The 20,080-nt window shown below is 45.3% G+C and carries 18 protein-coding genes; 7 read left to right on the top strand and 11 right to left on the bottom strand.

Annotated elements, in window-relative coordinates:
• The first annotated feature begins 4 nt into the window (after positions 1 to 4).
• Together BP688_RS02450 and BP688_RS02445 are read left to right on the top strand one after the other, a co-directional pair.
• The gene (locus BP688_RS02450; protein ID WP_290596812.1) at positions 5 to 2,302 is read left to right on the top strand and encodes a tRNA(Met) cytidine acetyltransferase TmcA; all 2,298 of its coding nucleotides are present in this window, start codon (positions 5 to 7) and stop codon (positions 2,300 to 2,302) included.
• The gene (locus BP688_RS02445) at positions 2,289 to 2,603 is read left to right on the top strand and encodes an ASCH domain-containing protein (protein WP_290596813.1); all 315 of its coding nucleotides are present in this window, start codon (positions 2,289 to 2,291) and stop codon (positions 2,601 to 2,603) included. The genes BP688_RS02450 and BP688_RS02445 overlap by 14 nt, the downstream gene beginning before the upstream one ends.
• Here the strand turns inward: BP688_RS02445 and BP688_RS02440 are convergent.
• The 6 genes from BP688_RS02440 to BP688_RS02415 form a co-directional block, all read right to left on the bottom strand.
• On the bottom strand, positions 2,569 to 3,729 hold the full coding sequence (locus BP688_RS02440; protein ID WP_290596814.1) for an MFS transporter: 1,161 nt from the start codon (positions 3,727 to 3,729) through the stop codon (positions 2,569 to 2,571). The two genes, BP688_RS02445 and BP688_RS02440, sit on opposite strands and share 35 nt — an antisense overlap.
• A complete protein-coding gene (locus tag BP688_RS02435) occupies positions 3,726 to 5,090 on the bottom strand; it encodes a pyridoxal phosphate-dependent decarboxylase family protein (RefSeq protein WP_290596815.1) in 1,365 nt (454 codons plus the stop codon). Before BP688_RS02435 ends, BP688_RS02440 begins: the two co-directional genes overlap by 4 nt.
• 146 nt (positions 5,091 to 5,236) lie before the next feature.
• On the bottom strand, positions 5,237 to 6,904 hold the full coding sequence (locus BP688_RS02430) for an FAD-dependent oxidoreductase (RefSeq protein WP_290596816.1): 1,668 nt from the start codon (positions 6,902 to 6,904) through the stop codon (positions 5,237 to 5,239).
• 36 nt (positions 6,905 to 6,940) lie between these two features.
• A complete protein-coding gene (locus BP688_RS02425) occupies positions 6,941 to 7,321 on the bottom strand; it encodes a toprim domain-containing protein (protein ID WP_290596817.1) in 381 nt (126 codons plus the stop codon).
• Positions 7,314 to 8,792 (bottom strand): hydantoinase/oxoprolinase family protein, encoded by a 1,479-nt coding sequence (locus BP688_RS02420; protein ID WP_290596818.1) that lies wholly within the window; start codon positions 8,790 to 8,792, stop codon positions 7,314 to 7,316. Before BP688_RS02420 ends, BP688_RS02425 begins: the two co-directional genes overlap by 8 nt.
• 40 nt (positions 8,793 to 8,832) lie before the next feature.
• The gene (locus BP688_RS02415) at positions 8,833 to 10,071 is read right to left on the bottom strand and encodes an MFS transporter (protein WP_290596819.1); all 1,239 of its coding nucleotides are present in this window, start codon (positions 10,069 to 10,071) and stop codon (positions 8,833 to 8,835) included.
• 100 nt (positions 10,072 to 10,171) lie between these two features.
• Between BP688_RS02415 and BP688_RS02410 the strand changes: the two genes are divergently transcribed.
• Positions 10,172 to 12,514, top strand: coding sequence for a DNA-directed DNA polymerase (locus tag BP688_RS02410; protein ID WP_290596820.1), 2,343 nt, complete (start codon positions 10,172 to 10,174; stop codon positions 12,512 to 12,514).
• Here BP688_RS02410 and BP688_RS02405 read toward each other — a convergent pair.
• The 3 genes from BP688_RS02405 to BP688_RS02395 are packed head-to-tail and all read right to left on the bottom strand — an operon-like array spanning position 12,503 to position 15,251.
• Positions 12,503 to 13,003 carry an archaemetzincin family Zn-dependent metalloprotease gene (locus tag BP688_RS02405; protein ID WP_290596821.1) on the bottom strand — a complete coding sequence of 167 codons (501 nt, stop codon included), beginning with the start codon at positions 13,001 to 13,003 and terminating at the stop codon, positions 12,503 to 12,505. The two genes, BP688_RS02410 and BP688_RS02405, sit on opposite strands and share 12 nt — an antisense overlap.
• 8 nt (positions 13,004 to 13,011) lie before the next feature.
• Complete coding sequence (locus BP688_RS02400; protein ID WP_290596822.1) at positions 13,012 to 14,187, bottom strand: TraB/GumN family protein; 1,176 nt, start codon at positions 14,185 to 14,187, stop codon at positions 13,012 to 13,014.
• Entirely contained in the window at positions 14,172 to 15,251 is a 1,080-nt protein-coding gene (locus tag BP688_RS02395; RefSeq protein WP_290623874.1) for a M50 family metallopeptidase, read from the bottom strand. Before BP688_RS02395 ends, BP688_RS02400 begins: the two co-directional genes overlap by 16 nt.
• A gap of 145 nt (positions 15,252 to 15,396) precedes the next feature.
• Between BP688_RS02395 and BP688_RS02390 the strand changes: the two genes are divergently transcribed.
• The 4 genes from BP688_RS02390 to priL are packed head-to-tail and all read left to right on the top strand — an operon-like array spanning position 15,397 to position 19,037.
• On the top strand, positions 15,397 to 16,875 hold the full coding sequence (locus BP688_RS02390; protein WP_290596829.1) for a 4-hydroxyphenylacetate 3-hydroxylase family protein: 1,479 nt from the start codon (positions 15,397 to 15,399) through the stop codon (positions 16,873 to 16,875).
• Positions 16,872 to 17,135, top strand: coding sequence for a hypothetical protein (locus BP688_RS02385; RefSeq protein WP_290596824.1), 264 nt, complete (start codon positions 16,872 to 16,874; stop codon positions 17,133 to 17,135). The genes BP688_RS02390 and BP688_RS02385 overlap by 4 nt, the downstream gene beginning before the upstream one ends.
• Positions 17,136 to 17,163: 28 nt before the next feature.
• Positions 17,164 to 17,901 carry a DNA polymerase sliding clamp gene (locus BP688_RS02380; protein ID WP_290596825.1) on the top strand — a complete coding sequence of 246 codons (738 nt, stop codon included), beginning with the start codon at positions 17,164 to 17,166 and terminating at the stop codon, positions 17,899 to 17,901.
• Complete coding sequence (gene priL / locus BP688_RS02375; protein ID WP_290623873.1) at positions 17,901 to 19,037, top strand: DNA primase regulatory subunit PriL; 1,137 nt, start codon at positions 17,901 to 17,903, stop codon at positions 19,035 to 19,037. The genes BP688_RS02380 and priL overlap by 1 nt, the downstream gene beginning before the upstream one ends.
• A 2-nt stretch (positions 19,038 to 19,039) precedes the next feature.
• On the opposite strand, the gene BP688_RS02370 is transcribed toward priL, so the two are convergent.
• Both BP688_RS02370 and BP688_RS02365 read right to left on the bottom strand, forming a co-directional pair.
• Positions 19,040 to 19,243 carry a histone family protein gene (locus tag BP688_RS02370; RefSeq protein ID WP_290596827.1) on the bottom strand — a complete coding sequence of 68 codons (204 nt, stop codon included), beginning with the start codon at positions 19,241 to 19,243 and terminating at the stop codon, positions 19,040 to 19,042.
• A 195-nt stretch (positions 19,244 to 19,438) separates the two neighbouring features.
• Complete coding sequence (locus BP688_RS02365; protein WP_290596828.1) at positions 19,439 to 19,957, bottom strand: DUF488 domain-containing protein; 519 nt, start codon at positions 19,955 to 19,957, stop codon at positions 19,439 to 19,441.
• Positions 19,958 to 20,080 lie beyond the last annotated feature (123 nt).

Below are 20,080 nucleotides of genomic sequence, written 5' to 3'. Positions count from 1 at the left end.
ATCAATGACTGTACGAGAGCTTCTTGCAGAGATTTCAAGGGCAACAGAAATCGCTGCCGAGAATAGACACAGGTTCATGGTAGTCCTGTGCTCCGATAAGCTTGATGATAGAGTAATGAAGATTGCGAAGAGAGTTTACAAAAGGTGGAAGAGAAAACAGGAAGGAGAAACGTTACTGATCGCTGGAAGGAGCGATTTTCTCGAAATTTCTCGCAGATACTTTGAAGGAGAGTTTTTACATTACAAGGACTCTCCGAAGGTGCTTGGTCAGACATATTCATCCCTTATAATAGATTTTACCGAGGGTTTCCACCCAAACGATCTCGGAATAATTGTCGAAACAATCAAAGAGAGCGGGATAATAATCGCCATTTCTCCTCCCTTAACGAGGTGGGAGAATTTCAGGAGCAGATGGCATGAAGAGTTGGTGAGCGAACCCTATACGGTTGATGACGTAAAGGGCAGATTCTTTGCGAGATTTATGCGACGTACGCTTAAAGCGGAAGGAATTATCGTTTTTGATGCAGACAGGCGGAAGATTATAAAACCCTACGAATTTGAACCGAAGGACGTTTCAAGGGAAGAAATTGTTATCCCAGAGGACATTGAAATAAAGAGGAAGCTATACAAGCTCTGCGCCACACAGGATCAGGTAAGGGTTCTGCAGGTCTTTGAACGCCTTTTTGAGAGGGAAAAAGAAAGAAAGGCAGTTGTTATAACGGCAGACAGGGGAAGAGGGAAAACAGCGATTCTCGGCATAGCCACACCCTACATCATATCGAGGATGCAGAGACTGCTGAAGAGACCTGCCAGAATCATGGTCGTTGCTCCCACACCCCAGTCAGTCCAGACCTACTTCAAATTCCTGCTGAAGGCAATGGTGAGGCAGGGGATGACCAAATACTTCGCCAAGGAGACAAACGGGATGATTACGGTGGTCAACAGCAAGTACGCAAGGGTTGAATACGTTGTGCCAAGAAGAGCAATGCTGGAGAAGGATTTTGCTGATGTCGTAATTGTGGATGAGGCTGCGGGAATTGACGTACCTGTTCTGCTTAAAATTACTGAAGGAATGAGATATGTAATTTTCTCAACCACAATTCACGGTTATGAAGGCACTGGGAGAGGATTCAGCATAAGATTTTTGAAAAGGCTTGAAAAGGACGATAGCGTTGAGATCAACAGAATCCACATGGAGGAGCCAATCAGATACGGCAGGGGAGACCCGATAGAGAAATGGCTCTACGATGTGCTTTTGCTCGATGCGCAGCCTGCAGAACTTGATGATAAAGACATAGAGGCAATTCGGGAGGGCAAACTGGAGTTCAGGGAGATTTCAAAGGATGAGCTTGCAGGAGATGAAAGGCTTCTGAGGGAGTTCTTTGGCATCTACGTTCTCGCCCACTACCGCAACAGACCTTCCGATTTAGCAATCCTGCTGGACATGCCAAATCACTTGCCTTTTATCGTTACAGTTAACGGAAAACCCGTCTGCTCCCTCCACGTTGCAGTTGAAGGTAATCTTGATGAGGAAACCATAGATAAGATAAGGGACGGCTACAAGCCGAAGGGGCAGATCATCCCTGATCTGATGCTGAAACACTACTGGCACTTTGATTTTCCGAAAATGGTCGGAGCGAGGGTTGTAAGGATAGCAACACATCCGGAAGCAATGGACATGGGAATTGGCAGCTTTGCCCTTGCCAAGATAGTCGAGTGGGCTTTTGGCAGAGGAATGGACTGGGTGGGATCAGGATTTGGAGTCTCCCCTGAACTGCTGAGATTCTGGATAAGGAATAGCTTTACTCCGGTGCACATAACTCCCCAGAGAAACGAGGTGAGTGGAGAACACACGGTAATAGTTCTCAAGGCGCTAAAGCCGGATGTTGAGAGCATTGTCGAAATGCTCAACGCTGAATTTACCAGGAGGCTAATTGAATACCTTGCCGATGAGCTTTCAGACCTTGAGACTGAAACTGCTGCTCTGCTGTTAAAATCCCTGCGAAGGGACTTTGATCTACCTCTACCAGAATTCGGAAAGGTCGAAAGGAGGAGGATGAGCAAATACTTTCAGGGAATGAGCCTCTACGAGTATGTTTCGGACATTATCCGCCCACTCGTGAGATACTACTACTCAAGAACTGACAAAGATGAGCTGGAGGATGTGGAGGTGCAGGTTTTAATCGGCAAATGCCTGCAGCTCAAGCACTGGAAGGACCTGCCGGGAGAGGGGTTCAAGAAGTACCGAACTCTGCTAAATGCGGTTAAAAAGGTCTGGAGATGGTACTATGGAGAAGATTAACTTCGATGCCGAGTTTGTTGATCGGATAATTTCAGGGGAGAAGATAACTACTGTAAGAAGGGGAATAAAGAGCTATCCGGTTGGAAGAATTGTGGAATTGACAGCCAATGGAGAGAGATTTGCCTTAGCTAAGGTAAAAAAGGTGGTTATCAAGAGGCTCAAGGAGCTTACCGAAGAGGATGCAAGGAGAGATGGGTTTGAAAGTAGGGATGCTTTGCTTTCCACCCTAAAAAGGATTTACGGGGAGATAAAAGATGAGGAGTTCGTCACCGTTGTCCATTTTGAAGTTGTGAAATCCTGAGGTCATTGGGGAGCATTAGGGTAAGGATAAAGGCAATCATAACGGGTAGGGTGAGATAGGCGAAGTAGAGTTCGGCACTGGTGATGAAGTAAATCGCCCCCAGTGTCAGCGCTACAGAAATCGCCCTGCTTGTCAACCCAACAAAGCCAGCAGCGCTTCCATGAACATCCTTCTCACAGAATTTCCCTATCCAGTCCATTATTATTGCATAGGCGGGAAGCATGAGAAATCCGCTGACACCAAGAAAGACAAAGAGCAGAACATCATTAACGGCAAAAATGAGGATTACGAAGAACATGCCTATGAGCGGGGTTATTGACCTCATGTATATCGTTCTGAGGTTTTTCCTTGCAATTCTGTCTGGGATTACTGCAACTCCAATCAGTCCGAGAATTATGGCCAGGGCAACAGCATCCCCTGCAACCCTTTCCAAACCCTCGCTGCTAAGGGCAGGTTGAAGCCACGTAGCGAGGTTGTCGAAGGTGGCAACACCAAATCCCAGTATGGCACCGATAATCCAGAGGTCCTTTCTCCTCAAAACACCTCCAAACTGCTTTACCGCAAATTTTTCAGCCTTACGGAACTCTACGCCTCTTATAGAGACAAGGATGAGTAAAATACCAAGAACCGCTATTAAAGCAGCGGGCATAATCAGAATCTTTAATCCACCAATGGTGTAGAGCTTAAGTCCTGTTGCAAGGGCGAAAACGGTGCCGAGATACATTGAGAGACTCAACACTGAAATAACTGCCGTCCTCCTTTCCTCATAAAGCTGAGAGGCGTAGGGGACAAAGGCGTTCAGCAAGAATGGTTGCCCCAAGGCTCCTGAAAGCTGACATACAAGAAGCCAGTAATAGTTGAAGCTTACAAATCTTCCTGCAGCGGCAAAGAAAGTAGCTACGGAGCCAAAGAGAAACCATCGCTTGAAATCCCTGTCAAGAAGCAAACCGCTGGGTATTGTCAGAATAAGGAAGAAGATGGGATAAGTTACGGCAAGCAGACCAAGAAACTCAACGGAAACTCCAATTTCCTCGGCAGCAAAGGTGAGGACGGGTGAGAATGTCACCCATACTGCCTGTGAGGCGAACACAATGAATATGAAGCCCAATGTGAGCAGAGTCCTCATCTGAACCACTCGATGACAACGTTCTTTATCAGCTCAACTGCCATCTCCTCTGGAATCGCTTCGAGAAGCATTGGAATTACGCTTGAATCTATTCTGCCTTCCTCTATACCCTTGATGATATCTGCAAACTTCCCTTTTTCCGCAAGAGCAAAAATCTGTTTTGAATCCACTTCTGGCTTCATTTCTATTGCCCTTTCCGCATCCCTTATGAACTTCTCTGCAACTGATTCATGTACTGGGCTGAGGGCTAAGTGGATGTTGTCCGGGATGTTGAAGTCTTTCAGCCCCTTCTGTAGGTGAAGCTGCCAGCCAAATTTTTTTATGTTGTTTATGAATCCCATTAAGTCCAAATCTTCGTTGTAAAGGGATAGAACACTGCTCTCAACCTTGCCCACACTCTCAAAACCCAAATTTTTCATTCCTCGGTAAATTTTGTCTCTCGCTGACAGTACCTTCGCAGCAAGCTCTTTGTATCCATCAACGCCAAGATACTTTACCACCGCAAAAGATGCGGCCAATGGTCCCTCAGGCCTTGATGAAAGCACTGCTTGGTTTACAAAAACGTAGCCGGGTGAGGATACGTCAACATACATCGAGCACTTTTTGAGCTCAGGATTTTTGAAGAGAACAACAGATGCACCTTTGGGAGCGTAGCCGTATTTGTGCACATCTAAGGAGATAGAACTCACCCCTTCAACTCTGAAATCAAATAGTGGGATTTTCTCGCCGAGCATCTCAAAGAAGGGAAGGATGAATCCTCCAAGGCATGCATCAACGTGCAGCAGCACATTCTTCTCCAAGGCTATTTCGGCTATTTCCTCCACAGGGTCTATTGTGCCGAAAGGCCAGTTTGGAGCAGAGAGAGCTATTAAAGCTGTTTTTTCGCTGATGTTTTCTGCAAAAGCATCAACATCAGCCTTTGCTTCCTTAATGGGCATCCTTATAACCTTCAAGCCCAAGTAGTCAGCAGCCTTCAAAAATGCCGGATGTATCGTTACAGGGGCCAAGATTTCTGGAACAACTGCCTTGCCCTCTCTCTTCCTGTAGTAATCTCTCGCTGCCTTTACAGCCAGCATTATACTCTCCGTCCCCCCAAAGGTGTAGGAGCCAACAGTGCTGACATCACCGTGCATCAGATTCTTTGCAAAGCCTACAACCTCCTTTTCAAAGAATACGGCGCTTTTGAAGACTGTGAAGTCCAGAAGGTTCTTCTCTCCGAACATCTGCAGAGCTTTCTGCGCTATTTTCCTTATGTTCTCATCGCCCGTTTCATACACGTAGGCAAATAGCTTCCCGGAATGCGGGTCCAAGTCCTCCTTCTCAACCATCTCAAGAATCGAGAGAACTATGTCAATGCTCATCCTGTAAAATTAATTTTGATAAAAAATAAAGGTTTCGGCTCTATTTGAGTAGAAGTGTGCCCGATGGAAGTGTGATGGGTGGGGATGGAGACGCTAAGCAACCCATAATTCCGATTCCGATTAAGTTAAATAAAAAACTAAAAAAATCACTCAAACCAGAAGGCCATCCCACCCTCAAGAACCTTTACTTTCTCAAATCCTGCCCCTTTCAAAATTCTTGCTGCTTCATAGCTTCTCAGTCCGAGGGCGCAAACGGTTACGATTACGATCTCCTTATCCCTCGGAATCTCGCTCAGCCTCTCCCTGAGTTCCAGCAACGGAATGTTTGCGACCTTTTCCGAACTGATATGGTTCCTCTCAAACTCATCCTCACTTCTAACATCCAGTATGAAGATGCCGTCTTCTCTGTCAAGCATTTCCTTTAACTCGAAAACAGTAATGCCTTCAAACATCCCATCTCTCTTGTTCATTGCCACATTTGCGGCGGTGATTACAGGGTCGAGCGCGGGAGCGTAGGGTGGGGCATAAGCGAGGTCGAGGTTTGAAAGCTGGTCTATTGTCATCCCTGCTTGAACGGCCGTTGAAAGGATATCTATCCTCTTCGCTACCTCCCCCATCCCTGCCGCCTGTGCTCCCACAACCTTCCAAGTTCCCTTCTCAACCAGTAGCTTCAGCCTGATGTAGGCGGTGCCGGGATAATAATGCGCTCTATCTGGCCCAGGAGCAATAACACTCATATACTCGATTCCCGCATCCTTGGCTGCAGCCTCATTCACACCTGTTGCCGCAACGGTGAAGTCAAATATTTTAAAAACTGCAGTGTTAATCACACCGGGAAATACTGCCCTTCCACCAGTTATGTTCTCTCCAATAACCCTCCCCTGTTTGTTCGCCACGTCACCGAAGGGGGCGATAATCTTCCTGCCGGTAACGAGGTGATTGGTTTCAACGCAATCCCCACCTGCGTATATCCTCTCATCACTCGTCTGCATATACTCATTAACCCAAATAGCTCCTGTTTCTCCAATTTTCAGTCCTGCCCTCTCAGCAAGCTCGACATTGGGCCTTATACCTGTTGCAACAACAACGAGATCAGCGGAAATCTCCTTTCCGTTTGCCACTACCCCCTTGACCTTCCCATCACCTTCAACTATCTTTTCAACCCTCGTATTGGTAAGAACCTTTACTCCCTTCTCCTCCAGATGCTTCTCGACAAGTATTGCGATGTCCCTGTCCAGCATTGTCGGTGCAACTCTATCCATCATCTCGATAACTGTAACCTCCATGTCGAGGTTCTTCAAAGCTTCAGCAGACTCAAGACCGATGAGTCCTGCTCCAATAACAACAGCCTTCTCTGCTCCCTCCTCCCACATTTCAATTATCTTCTCAGCATCTTCTGCACTTGTAAGAGTGGTTACGCCTTCAGCATCAATTCCCTCAACTGGCGGTTTTACAGGCCTTGATCCCGTTGCAATGACGAGGTAATCGTAATTCAGCTCATCCTCCTTTCCGTTATTCACCACCCTAACAGTCCTCTTCTTCCTGTCAATCTCGATAGCTTTCGTGAGAGTCAAAATATCAATGTTCTTGAGCCTTTTGAAGTAATTTTCATCCCTAATTGCCCCATAGGTTGTCTCTCTTAGGTTGTCTATTTCATGAACGAGCCCGCCGATATAGTAGGGCAGCCCACATCTCCCGAGGGAAACATACTTTCCAGCTTCAACAACCGTTATCTTTGCCTCAGCATCTTTCCTTCTAATCCTCGAAGCTGCCTTGAGCCCAGCAGCACCACCGCCAATAACGACTACATTCATCGAATCACCCAGAAGAAGCTATTTTGTGGAAATAAATCACTTGCTATTTTTACTAACCCGAATTTTTGATATAAAAGAATGGAGCTCCTCAACCTTCGAAATTTCCTTCTTAACGTTTGAAAATATCCTCCTCTTTATTCCCGTATCCGGCACTTTACCGTAACTCTGCAGAGCCCTGATCAGTCCTCTCTCAATCTCCATCCCCCTGCTGTCATAATCGGTCATAATTATGGAATCTCTGTCCTTCACAATATCCGCTGTAGCGGCAAATCCCGAAAAAACGATTATCTCTCCCCTAACACCGAGATTCCTCAGTGATTCGGCATCCCTGACTCCTTCAACGATGATTACCCATCCTTCTCTTGCCCTTTCCTTCAAATCCTCTATTGCATCAAACAAGGGCTTATACTCATTCATATCTGATTCCCGGCTCTATCTGAACGATAACATCTGCAATAATTCCCCTCTTCATCCCACCCCTCACAACTGTAAAAGAGTTGAAGTATATTGCCCTCACGTTGCCAACTTCCTCATCAGTCGCACCGAATTTTCTTGCAATTTCCACAACCTTTTCAGTAACAACCTCCAGAATCTGCTCGTCGTCGGGAAGACTGCCAACTCTGAATGGACAGTCTTCAACACTACCGTTGTAGGCAGAAAATCCTTTTTCAGTGTCTATGCGAGCGTAGAGAGTCAGGCTTATCTTGGAGACTGCTACACCAACAGCATTAGCCGATTCGTAATGCTCAGGGATGATATGCTCCACACCAACCCTCCTCGCAATCTCCGGGATGAAATAGGGTGCCAGATATCCCGTTCCTATCAGCTTTTTGCAGCCAATATTCTCAACGGTCGAGGCTACAACTGAAACGTATTGCTCTATAACAGATTCTGCATCACATTCAACCGCTCTGGATGCCCTATAATCACCAATCTCATGACCGGCGCAATTCAAGGCGTCGGTGAGTGTAAAGTCTTTCCCACCAAAGGCGATGGACTTTCCGGATGTTGGTCTAAGCTTGCTGTTATCTACAAGTGAATCTCCGCCAAAGGGTATGCTGAAAGAGTCCACACACCTTATCAGAGTCTTTCTGCCCGCTATATCTATTCCCTCAACGATTCTTGGCATTCCGTCAACGATCTCAACAAAATCGGTTGAAGTTCCTCCAATGTCTATAACTAAGGCATCTTTCTCACCAGTCAGATATTTCGCCCCGAGAGCAACAGCGGCTGGAGATGAGTTGTAAAGCTCAGAAGGGTTTTCAAGGACGATTTGATAGGGCACTATACCTCCATCACCTTTAAAATAGTAGAAATCTCCAGCATATCCCTTTATAAGCTCTGTAAGGTTGTGGACTGTTTCTTTTATCTTTGCGTTCACGATAGTGGTGTTAATTCGGGCGGGAAAGTTCATTCCACCCGCAAAATGACTGCAGGCGACTTTCTTGCTGTCAACAAACTTTTTTACGATTCCATATATCCTATCTTCTATGTAGCTGTTTCTGACCGAAAATTTTGACGAAATTGCCACGTTATCAAATTTATTTTCCTTTACAACCCTCTCTACCTCCTCCTCCTCTATCTCCTCAGCCACATCACCTCTGTGGTTGATGTAACCCTTCAAAATTACCCCGTATTCAGAATAGTTCAAACCCGGTCCGGGGATGACGAGGCTGAGGGTTTGGTATTCACTAAATTTGGATATGATTAAATTTAAAGGCCATGAAGTGCTTACGACGACTTTTTCAGTTTTCAGATCAGCCATTTTTGATATTTCTTTGAGTATGCCACCGATACCAACATCATTGGAAAGTTTGATTGTTTTAATCTCATCGGAAACAATCGCAGCGTCCGTGTTGGTTCCTCCGACGTCAATTCCAATTATCATTATCTCCAGAAAATGGGGTCATATAAAAAAGCTTATCGTTTTATTCATAACTCTCCTTGATAAAAAACGATATAGCTGTAGCGATGAGCGATGCCATAAAGCAGAATTTGAAGGATAGTGCGTAAGCCTCTACGGGATACGCACCATTTTGCGAGCCAACAGTATCCATGAGATAGCCCATTATCACTTGAAATAACGCTCCACCAAAGAACGGAAAAACGTTCACAATGCTTGTGGCCATACCCGTAATCCTCAGAGGAAATATCTCCTTTATATAGGCATAAGCTACAGACCCTGCACCTCCGAAGAACCCGATCAGAAAGGATACCAGATACAGGTCTCCTACGCTCATACTTCCCGTGTGAAATGCAAGGAGGTAGGTGGCTGCGGTGAAACCAATACCGCCAAGGATCAGAAACCACTTTCTGGTTCGGAACACCCTATCTGACAGATATCCAATCACTGGAGCTCCAACAATCGTCCCTACACCAACCATCATCAATATTCCTCCAGCAGCATCCCTTGAAAGACCATAAATGTCCATAAGATACGGCCCTCCCCACAGCCCCTGATATCCCATCGTCACGCCGTATCTCAGAAACGCCGAAACTGCTATTATCCAGAGATACTTATTTGTAATTACCATTCTGAAAGTTTCAGATAAGCTGCCCTCCTCCACCGCAGAATCTTCCAGAGGCTCAAGCCCTACAGACTGTGGTGAGTCTCTCACAACTACCCAGCAGGTTATGGCGAGGAAGAGTGTGATTATACCGATGAGAAGGAATGCCGTCCTCCAGCCAAAGATTATTGCCATCATAGCTAAGGGATAAGCTGAGAGCAGAGCACCCATATTTCCCACTGCAAAGAGCACACCTGCTAAGGTTGCAAACTCGTGCTTTCTGAACCACTGGGAAAGAGCTTTGATTGTGGGGATGTAAACGCCGGAAACTCCAACACCAATCAGAAGACGGGCAAATACCACCATCGGAAATGAGCTTGAGATTGCAAAGAGCAGAGTGCCAGCAAAGGCGATAAAGGTGAAAAGTGTAGTCGTTTTTCTCGGCCCCTTGGTATCGGACAAAACTCCCACAGGTATTTGAAGGAGTGCGTAAGGGTAGAAGTAGGCTGAGGACATGAGACCGATGGCAAGGGCTGATACAGCAAACTCCTCCATTATCTCATCGGCCAAAACGGCTGTTGATGTTCTGTGGAAATAAACGAAAAAGTATATTGCAGATAAAACTGAAAAAATTGCCCAGCGATAACGGTATGTGCGCATCAATTATCATTGTTTGAGCCAAATATATGAATTTTTGGGATGGGTGAGAATTAAGGGTGATGGTCAAACTTTAAATCCTTTCAATCCTATTGAAGTTATAATGGAGGGCTGGCTGATTGATGCAGACTACATCACTGAAGATGGAAAAGCAATCATCCGATTGTGGTGCAAGGATGATGAGGGCATTTTTGTAGCCTATGACAGCAACTTCAGACCCTATTTTTACGTTATCGGTGTTGATGAAGACATTATTGAAAATGCTGTTGTCAAGACAAGGAAGGAGGACATCAAGCCTGCTTCCTATGAAAGGATAAAGATCAAGTCACTCGGCAGGAATTTTGAGGGATTTATCATTTATGCCCACCACCCACAGCATGTTCCAAAGCTGAGGGAATACTTCTCTCAGTTTGGAGATGTCAGAGAGGCTGACATTCCCTTTGCATATCGCTATCTGATAGACAGAGATTTGGCGTGCATGGACGGTGTGGAAATTGAAGGGAAGGAGATAAAAGGAAAAATCAGAAGTTATGAAATTGAGGAGATTAGAAGGAAGAGCAGAATTGAGTTTCCTGAGCTTAAGATTTTCGTTTTTGATTGTGAAATGCTATCCTCCTTTGGAATGCCCGATTCTGATAACGACCCGATTATCGTTATCTCCACAAAAATGGATGATGAGGAGGAAAAGATTCTCACAGGCAAGGAAAGGGAGATACTCTCCAGCTTTGTAAAGCTAATCAAGGACTACGATCCGGATATAATCGTTGGCTACAATCAGGATGGGTTTGACTGGCCCTACATCAGAAAGAGGGCTGAAAAGCTGAAAGTTAGCCTTGACATAGGTAGGGACGGGTCGAATCTGACCTTCAGGGGTGGCAGGCCGAAGATTACGGGTAGATTGAATGTTGACTTGTATGACATAGCAGTTAGAATTTCCGACATAAAGATCAAGAAGCTTGAAAATGTTGCAGAGTATCTCGGAACGAAGATTGAAATCGCAGATATTGAGGCGAAGGACATCTATAGATACTGGATGAAGGGAGAAAAGGAGAGGGTGCTCACATACGCAAAGCAGGATGTTATCAACACCTACTTGATAGCGAAAGAGCTTCTTCCTATGCATTACGAGCTTTCCAAGATGATAAGACTCCCAGTGGATGATGTCACGCGGATGGGGAGGGGAAAGCAGGTTGACTGGCTTCTTTTAAGCGAGGCAAGAAAAATTGGAGAGGTTGCCCCGAACCCACCGGAACATGCAGAGAGCTACGAAGGGGCGTTCGTTCTCGAACCTGAGAGGGGTTTGCATGAGAATGTTGTCTGTCTTGACTTTGCCAGCATGTATCCATCCATCATGATAGCCTTCAACATCAGCCCCGATACCTACGGATGTAGAGAGGATTGCTACACAGCCCCTGAAGTCGGACACAGCTTCAGAAAAAGTCCTGATGGGTTTTTCAAACGAATTCTGAGGATGCTCATTGAAAGAAGAAAGGAAATCAAGGCGGAGATGAAAAAACTGGATTACAACAGCCCAGAATACAGACTGCTCGACATCAAGCAGCAGACCCTTAAAGTTCTGACCAATTCCTTCTACGGCTACATGGGCTGGAATCTTGCCAGATGGTACTGTCATCCATGTGCTGAAGCAACAACAGCTTGGGGGAGATATTTTATCAGGAAATCAGCCAAAATTGCCGAGAGTATGGGCTTTAAAGTTCTGTATGGAGATACTGATAGCATCTTCGTAACGAAGCCAGCAAGCCTTGAAGAGCTTAAATCAGAGATTGAGAAGCTTATAAACAAACTTTCAGAGGAGCTTCCAATCCAGATTGAAGTGGATGAGTATTACAGCGCGATATTCTTCGTTGAAAAGAAGAGATACGCTGGACTAACAGCAGATGAAAGGCTCGTCGTTAAGGGTCTGGAGGTTAGGAGGGGAGACTGGTGCGAGCTTGCAAAGAAAGTGCAGAAAAAGGTAATAGAGATAATACTGAAGGGGAAAAATCCTGAAAAAGCCGTTTCACTCGTTAAGGAAGTCATATCTGACATAAAATCTGGAAAGATATCGCTCGAAGATGTTGTTATCTACAAGGGTCTGACCAAAAAGCCTTCCAAATATGAATCAATGCAGGCTCATGTCAAAGCTGCGTTAAAGGCGAGAGAACTGGGTATAGTTTACCCAGTCTCCTCAAAGATAGGATACGTGATTGTAAAGGGTTCGGGCAATGTTGGAGACAGGGCATACCCAATAGACCTTATTGAGGAATTTGACGGAGAAGTGATAAAGATAAAGACGAAAAGTGGCATTATGACGAAGAAGCTGGATAAAGACTACTATGTTGACAACCAGATAATCCCCTCTGTCCTGAGAATTCTTGAAAGATTCGGGTACAACGAGGCGAATTTAAAGGGCACCTCTCAGCTGAGCTTGGATTCATTCTTTTAGATAGGCCCTAATTTTGGAGGCACATGAGGCGCAGAAGTATGAGCCTTTAATGTCAACCTCTGCAAGGCTGTTTGAGAAGCTCATAACACAACTTCTGTTTCTGCAGTGCTTCAGACCGAGAACGTGCCCTATCTCGTGAACAGCCTCCTTGATTAACCTCTCTTCAGTAACTCTGCTGTCCATACTTCTGAGCCTGTAAATTGAAACTATCGCCCTGTTTCCATTCAATTCAGCCTCTCCAAAGACGAAGTTCATCCTGTCAGCGTAAATGTCCCTGTCGGTGACACCTAAGGTAATCCAAACCGGCTTTAGCTTTCTTAAAAGGCAAGTTGAGTTGAACTGATACCTCATAGGGTTAAAACAGGACATGTCGAGAGTTGTCGGAGCAAGTATACTGATTTGGGCGTTAAACCTGTCTGCCAGACCCCTTTCAAGTGAAAAAATCAAATCCTCTTCCAAATCCCCAATTGGCTGAATGAGAATTCTCATTACACCTCTCACAGTATCTCCCAAACCCTCTCTCCAACAACCTTCGCGACATCAATTCCGAAGGTGGATAGGATATACCAGCCCCCGTAGATCGTTCCGATCATACTTCCAATGTTTGTCAGGGCTGCAACAAGTAGAACTCTAAAGAATCTGTTGTTGAGCATATCACGGAAGCTTTCAGCCTCCACAAGCCCTGAGAAGTCATCCACCGTCGGCTTTCTTATCCATGCCTCCACAAGTCCAGAAACCCATCCCGCTGCTATCAGAGGGTTGAGGGATGTGAGCCATGCAAAGAGAAAAGCTGCAGCAATGGATAGTGGATGACCCCTTGCGATTGCAGCTCCGATAGCAGAAAGAATGCCGTTGATTAAAAACCAGAAAATGAAGGCCTGAATCAGTATCTCTGTGTTAAGGGAGACAGTTATGAGAACGAAGGTGGCTACTATCAGAGCCGTGAACGCTGCGGTAAAATACTTCAGCAAGCTCCTACCCTTTCTAACCTCCTCAAGCTCCCTTATGTTAACCGGATTGTATTTGAGCCTCTCCAAAGCATTCTCTATCCCCTTTCTATGCCCTGCACCTACAACAGCCACGATTTTGTCATACCTCGAAAAGGCATTCAAGAGGTTTGCTGCCATGTAGGTATCTCTTTCATCAATCAGGACCTTGGCAGCATTTGGAGATATTTTCCTGAATTCCTTTATCAGAATATCCAGAACATCCTCTTCGAGCATTTCATCAACATCAATATCCTCCCCAGAGAACATGCTTTTGACCAGATGCCATATAAGCTTCAGCTTTTCAAAAAAGCTCAGACTCTGCCAGAACCTGCTGAAGGTTATTCCGATGTCCCTGTCAATAAGCAGAACATCAGCCCCGACGCTTCTAGCCTTCTCCACAGCAGCAAGCATTTCTGCGCCGGGCTTTACCCCGTATTCTTCTCCAAACTTACGCTGGAAATAGGAAAGAACAAGTTGAAAGAGGAGCTGAAAAACGTTTCCTTTCCTTATAACGTCCGTAACAGGAATTTCATCCTTTACTCCGTGGACAAGGGCTCTATACCTTCTTGGACATAACTCAACAGCAACAGCATCAGGCTTTTCAGCCTCAATAATCTCATTTACCTCTTCAATACTCCTCCTCGATACATGCGCTGTACCGATGATTATTAGCCTCTTTTCCAACCCATCACCTCCATAGCTTCGAGTATGTCCTTCAGCCTCATGATGTCACTCCTCGAAATGATACCCACCACTTTACTATTTTCCACCACTGGCAGTCTACCAATCCCTCTCTCACTCATGATTTTAAAAGCCTCAAAGACAGACTTATGAGGCTCAATTGTAACAACATCCTTAGACATTACTTTCTCCACCGTATCATCAGGGTCTGCTCCCATGATGTCCTTCAACGTAACGATTCCAACAAGTCTGTCATCCTCCATCACCGGGTATCCGAGATGTTTGTGCTTCAGTAGCACCTCTATGACTTCCGAAACCTTTGCTGTTGGTGATAAAGAAAGCACGTCTCTGCTCATAACATCCTCAACCTTAACCCGTCCAAGAATATTTTCAAGCAGAACGAGCCTTTCTTCCTCGCTCGCCCCGATGTATATGAACAGTGCTATCAGAATAAGCCACGGGTTATAGAATATACCCAATATAGCCATAACGATTGCTAAACCCCTCCCAACTTCTGCAGCTATCCTCGTTGCCTTGGCGTAGCTCATTCTTTCCGCGAGGAAGCTTCTCAGGATTCTTCCACCATCCATTGGAAAGGCCGGAATCAGGTTGAAGAGGGCAAGAACGAGGTTGAAATAGGCAAAAAGTGTGAAGAATGCGGATACGACGGTATGGGGGGTAAATGAGAGGAAGAAAGACAATGCGGCAATACAAATGCTTGCAGCAGGTCCGGCAATCGCAACAGCGAACTCCTCTCTGGGCTTTTTCGGCATCTTTTCCATCATCGCAACTCCACCAAATATGAAGAGCATGATTTTCCTGACTTTAACCCCGTATCTGCGGGCGAATATGGAGTGGGAAAGTTCGTGAAGGAGTATTGACGCAAATAATGCTACTGCAGAAGTAGTTGACAGGGCGATTCTTTCAACAGTGGGGAAATTAGCGAATCCGAAAGGAGGGGGTGTAACCATGAATGCGTAAATCAGAAGCATGAGTAGAATCAGCAGGCTGATATGCACCTCCACATCAATTCCTGAAACTCTGAAAATTCTGAAGGATGCTCGCATGTCTTTATGTGTGGCAGCGCTTATAATAAATCTAATCCAACGCTCACTCTGCGGGCATAAACATCATCTATTGCGAACACACTTTGAACTAAAATTCAAACAATCGGAAAAGGTTATATTTTATCTGAATAACACTCAAAAAGTGATGGAAATGATGAATGGTAAAGAGTATATCGAGAGCTTGAGAAAATACAGGCCAAGAATTTACTTTATGGGGAAAAGAATAGACAGTGTGGCAGATGATCCAATTCTTGCACCCCACGTGAATGCCGCGGCAATGACGTATGAACTCGCTCACGATCCAAGGTATGCGGAGATAATGACTGCCACCTCGCATCTGACTGGCGAGAAAATCAACCGATTTACCCACATTCACCAAAGCACGGACGACCTTGTTAAGAAGGTGAGGATGATGAGACTTCTCGGCAGAAAGACCGGGAGCTGCTTTCAGCGGTGTGTCGGACTTGATGCGATAAACGCACTCTACATAACAACCTACGACGTGGATCAAAAATACGGAACAGATTACCACGAGAGGGTCAAGGAGTATATCAGGTATGTCCAGAAAAACGACCTGATGGTTGCCGGTGCGATGACCGATGTTAAGGGAGATCGCAGCTTAAGACCGCATCAACAGGCTGATCCAGACCTATACCTTAGGGTTGTGGAAAGGAGAGGGGACGGTATAGTCGTGAGGGGGGCGAAGGCTCACATAACCGGCGTTGCCAACTCTCACGAAATCATTGCACTGCCAACGAGGGCGATGGGTGAAGAAGATAAGGACTATGCTGTCGCATTTGCTGTACCCGTTGATGCTGAGGGTGTTACAATGATATTCGGCAGGCAGACGAATGATCTTAGGAGGCTTGATGGAGATATAGACTGCGGAAATGCGAAGTATGCGACCGTTGGTGGAGAGGCTTTGGTAGTATTCGACGATGTCTTTGTGCCATGGGAAAGGGTTTTCATGTGCGGGGAGTACGACTTCACCTCTGAGCTTGTAGAGACCTTCGCCACCTTCCACAGGCAAAACTACGGAGGCTGCAAGGTTGGTGTTGCTGATGTTCTGATAGGAGCATCTGCATGTATTGCCGAATACAACGGAGTTGAGGGAGCTTCTCACATCGTAGACAAGCTGACGGAGATGATCCACATGGCAGAAACATGCTGGTGCTGCTCTCTTGCATGCTCTTATGAGGGGTTTAAGACTCCATCGGGAGCATACATGCCTAACCTGTTGCTTGCGAATGTTACAAAGCTGAATATCACTCGCCTGCCCTACGAGTGGTCGAGGCTCTCTCAAGACCTTGCCGGGGGATTTGTGATAACAACACCATCCGAACTGGACTACAGAAACCCCGAAACGAGGGAAATGGTTGAGAAATACCTGAAGGGGAGGGCAGAAATTCCGACCGAGCATAGGCTGAGGATGTTCAGACTTATAGAGAACCTGTCTATCGGCGCGGAACTGCCAGAATCCATGCACGGTGCTGGCTCCCCAGCAGCTCAGAAGATCATGATATGGAGGAGGAGCAACATTGACATGAAGAAAGAGGAGGCAAAAAGGATTGCAGGAATTAAGCGGGATGAAGATTTCGAGAGAGTGAGAGGAAATCAAAAATGAAAGTTCTGATCAGATACTGTGGGGGTTGCAATCCCGAATACTTAAGGGAAAAGGTTGAGGAAATACTGAGAAAAAATTTCCACTCCTTTGAATTTTTTCACTCTGGAAGCAAAACTGGAGCCGATCTCGTAGTTCTGATAAATGGTTGTAGAAAAAACTGTCTTAACGAAGAATTTGTGCGGTCTGTCTGCTTTGACTCGGACGTTGGCGAGAAAGATATTGTGGAGAGAGTTAAGAGGGTACTGAGTAGAAAAAATTAAATATTAACACACCTAAAAAAAGTTGAGTATGATAGACGTCATAATGACTGGAGAGGTGTTGAAGACTGTTACAAGGGCTGTTGTGGCTCTCGTCAGTGAAGCAAGAATGCATTTTCTCGAAAAAGGTCTCCATTCACGTGCGGTAGACCCGGCAAACGTTGCGATGGTTATCGTAGATGTGCCGAGGGATAGCTTTGAGGTTTACAATATTGATGAGGAAAAGACCGTAGGCGTTGATATGGACAGAGTATTTGATATCAGCAAATCTATTTCGGCAAAGGACCTTGTTGAACTAAGTGTTCAGGATGAGAGCACACTCAGGATAAAGTTCGGAAGTGTTGAGTATAAAGTCGCCCTCATTGATCCTTCAGCCATTAGAAAGGAGCCAAAAATTCCCGAACTCGAACTTCCTGCGAAAATAGTCATAGACGCAGGTGAGTTCAAGAAGGCAATTGCCGCAGCAGACAAAATCAGTGACCATGTAGTGTTCAAATCCGATAGAGACGGATTCAAGATTGAGGCAAGGGGTGACGTGGACAGTATAATGTTCCAGATGAGTGAGACTGAGCTTATCGAATTTAACGGGGGAGAGGCGAGGAGTATGTTCAGTGTTGACTACCTCAAGGAGTTCTGCAAGGTAGCAGGCAGCGGTGATCTTTTAACGATCCACCTCGGAACCAATTATCCCGTAAGACTGGTATTCGAACTCGTTGGTGGGAAGACAAGGGTCGAATACATTCTTGCACCGCGCATCGAAGCCGAATAATGAAATATCTTCCTCTTTTACCCCTCCTAACTCGATATCCTTTCCTAAGACTCTCCTCAAGGGTTTTCACCTTCGACGTTGCAAAGGGACTTGAGGCGTCTCCAGACGCTATTGAGGTCGCGAAGGAAATTGTAAGCCACGCGATTGATGGAAAGATATACAGAGATAGATATGTCGAGGAAGCAGACTTCTTCTGTGTCGGTTGTGATGGGCGTTGCTACGATTGTTCTGAGAAAGGAAGCTTTGTTAACTGTGATCTCTGCATGAAGTGTTTTGAGAACTGCTCTTATGACTATCCAGAGGACATCTACCGAGAGTGGTATAGAAAGGCGGAATTGTCCCTTTTGTCCCATATCTCCTCGAGGATGATTGTCTCGGCTCTCGATGACTGGGTCAGGATGAGGTATGCAGTGAATGAATCAAGCTACTATGCAGAGTTGATGAGAAACGATGTAGGTTTGAAAAAACCAGAGATAAAGAAGCAAGATGGTGATGTCGTTCTCAGGCTGATAGCTCTGGATATAGGTGTGAAACTGAAGGGGTGGGATGTGCACGTTTCGACCTACGTTAAAGCGTCTTCAAGGATTAGGGACGAGAGGTGGAGACTCGTAAACAGAAAGCTGAAAGACGGCTTTGTTGAGACAGCGAAAGCAGAGGTTATTCGAATCATTGAGGAAATGTTGAGGGCAAAGCTCTTCGAAAAAGTACCGGTCATACCCTCCATCCAGCCCGCTGTAAAGGAGCTAAGCAGAAAAGCAGCGAGAGAAGCGAAGAGATTCAGCTTTGATCTCGGTGAGGTTGATCTGAAATGTCTGCCACCCTGCATGAAGGAAATACTTTCTGAACTGCAGAGGGGTATGAACGTCCCCCACACTGCAAGATTTGCTCTCACATCGTTTTTGCTTAACATCGGAATGGATGTTGAGGGCATAATTACTCTGTTTAAGTCTGCTCCGGATTTTGATGAGGAGAAGACAAGATATCAGGTAGAGCACATCGCTGGAGAGAGAGGAAAGGGATCTGAATACACCTCTCCCTCATGCGACACAATGAGGACATACCAGAACTGCGTCTGGGATTGCGGAGTTTCACATCCCCTAATATATTATAAAAAATGTAAATCAAAAAGAAAATAACTTTACAGCTCTCTAAGAGCGACCTTTATGTCCTCAGCCTTAACAGTCTTTCTTCCTGCATGTTTTGCAAGTTCGGAAGCCTTCTTCGAAAGTTTTAGAGCATAATCTTCAATTGCCTTCGCCAGTTCGACCTTTGCATTCTCACTGACTCTTGTTGCTCCAGCCTTCCTCAGCAGCCTTTCCACAGGAGCAAGTGGAAGCTCCATCACACACACCTCCATTCAGGTTTACTCCTTCCAATAATTTAGGTGTCAAAATCTTATATAAATTTTTTCATGAAATACACTTTTCAGTGGGCAAAATAGTTAAAGGCACATCAACTGCATCAAGCTATCCCAAAGATTAGGTTGGGATAAAATTAGGTTGGATGATGATGCTGTAACAACATCCCGTAATCTCAATCACAACTCCACATCGTAAATAAGCCCAATATTAGTAACTCTTGCCTCTCTGCTTAATCTATGTTCTTTAACAACATCATTTATTATATGGATTACTATAAAGCCTCTGAGGGTCAAATAGTCAGAAATGAACTTTCTATGGCATTTCCAGAAAAACTTTTCAGAGCACATTATGGCAACCTTTCTCTTCTCTGCAATTTCGATCAATTTTTCGACTTCCTCTCTGAACTCCTTAGTCAGCATGTAATCAGCATAATTTCTGAATCCCCTGCTCTTTATGGCTGTGTTAGGAGAATTTTCCAGAATCTTTTTTCTATATCCTCCAAGTCCCTCAAACCAGATGTAGTCAATTCCAACATCTTTGAGACTCTTCTTTAGCTTGTCCTGATTAAAATGCTCGTATTTGGAACTGGGAAACCTTCTCACGTCAGCAAGAACTTCCACTGAATGTTCTATCAGAAGCCTCTTGAACTCCTCTATGCTTCTGTTAGAATGTCCTATCGTGTAAATTTCTTTCAAAGCTCTTCCACGCCGAGATACTTCATTGCTCTCTCCGGGTTGACCTGATATGCATGGATGACATGAGCCACATCCTTGAACGATCTGATTCCGTTTGAAGTCATGAACTCCAGCACCCTCCTT

It is taken from the genome of Archaeoglobus sp. UBA230, from assembly GCA_002507545.1.
Lineage (GTDB): Archaea > Halobacteriota > Archaeoglobi > Archaeoglobales > Archaeoglobaceae > Archaeoglobus.
Note: the sequence above shows the minus strand (reverse complement) of the source record. Positions and strands in the feature narration are given on the sequence as shown.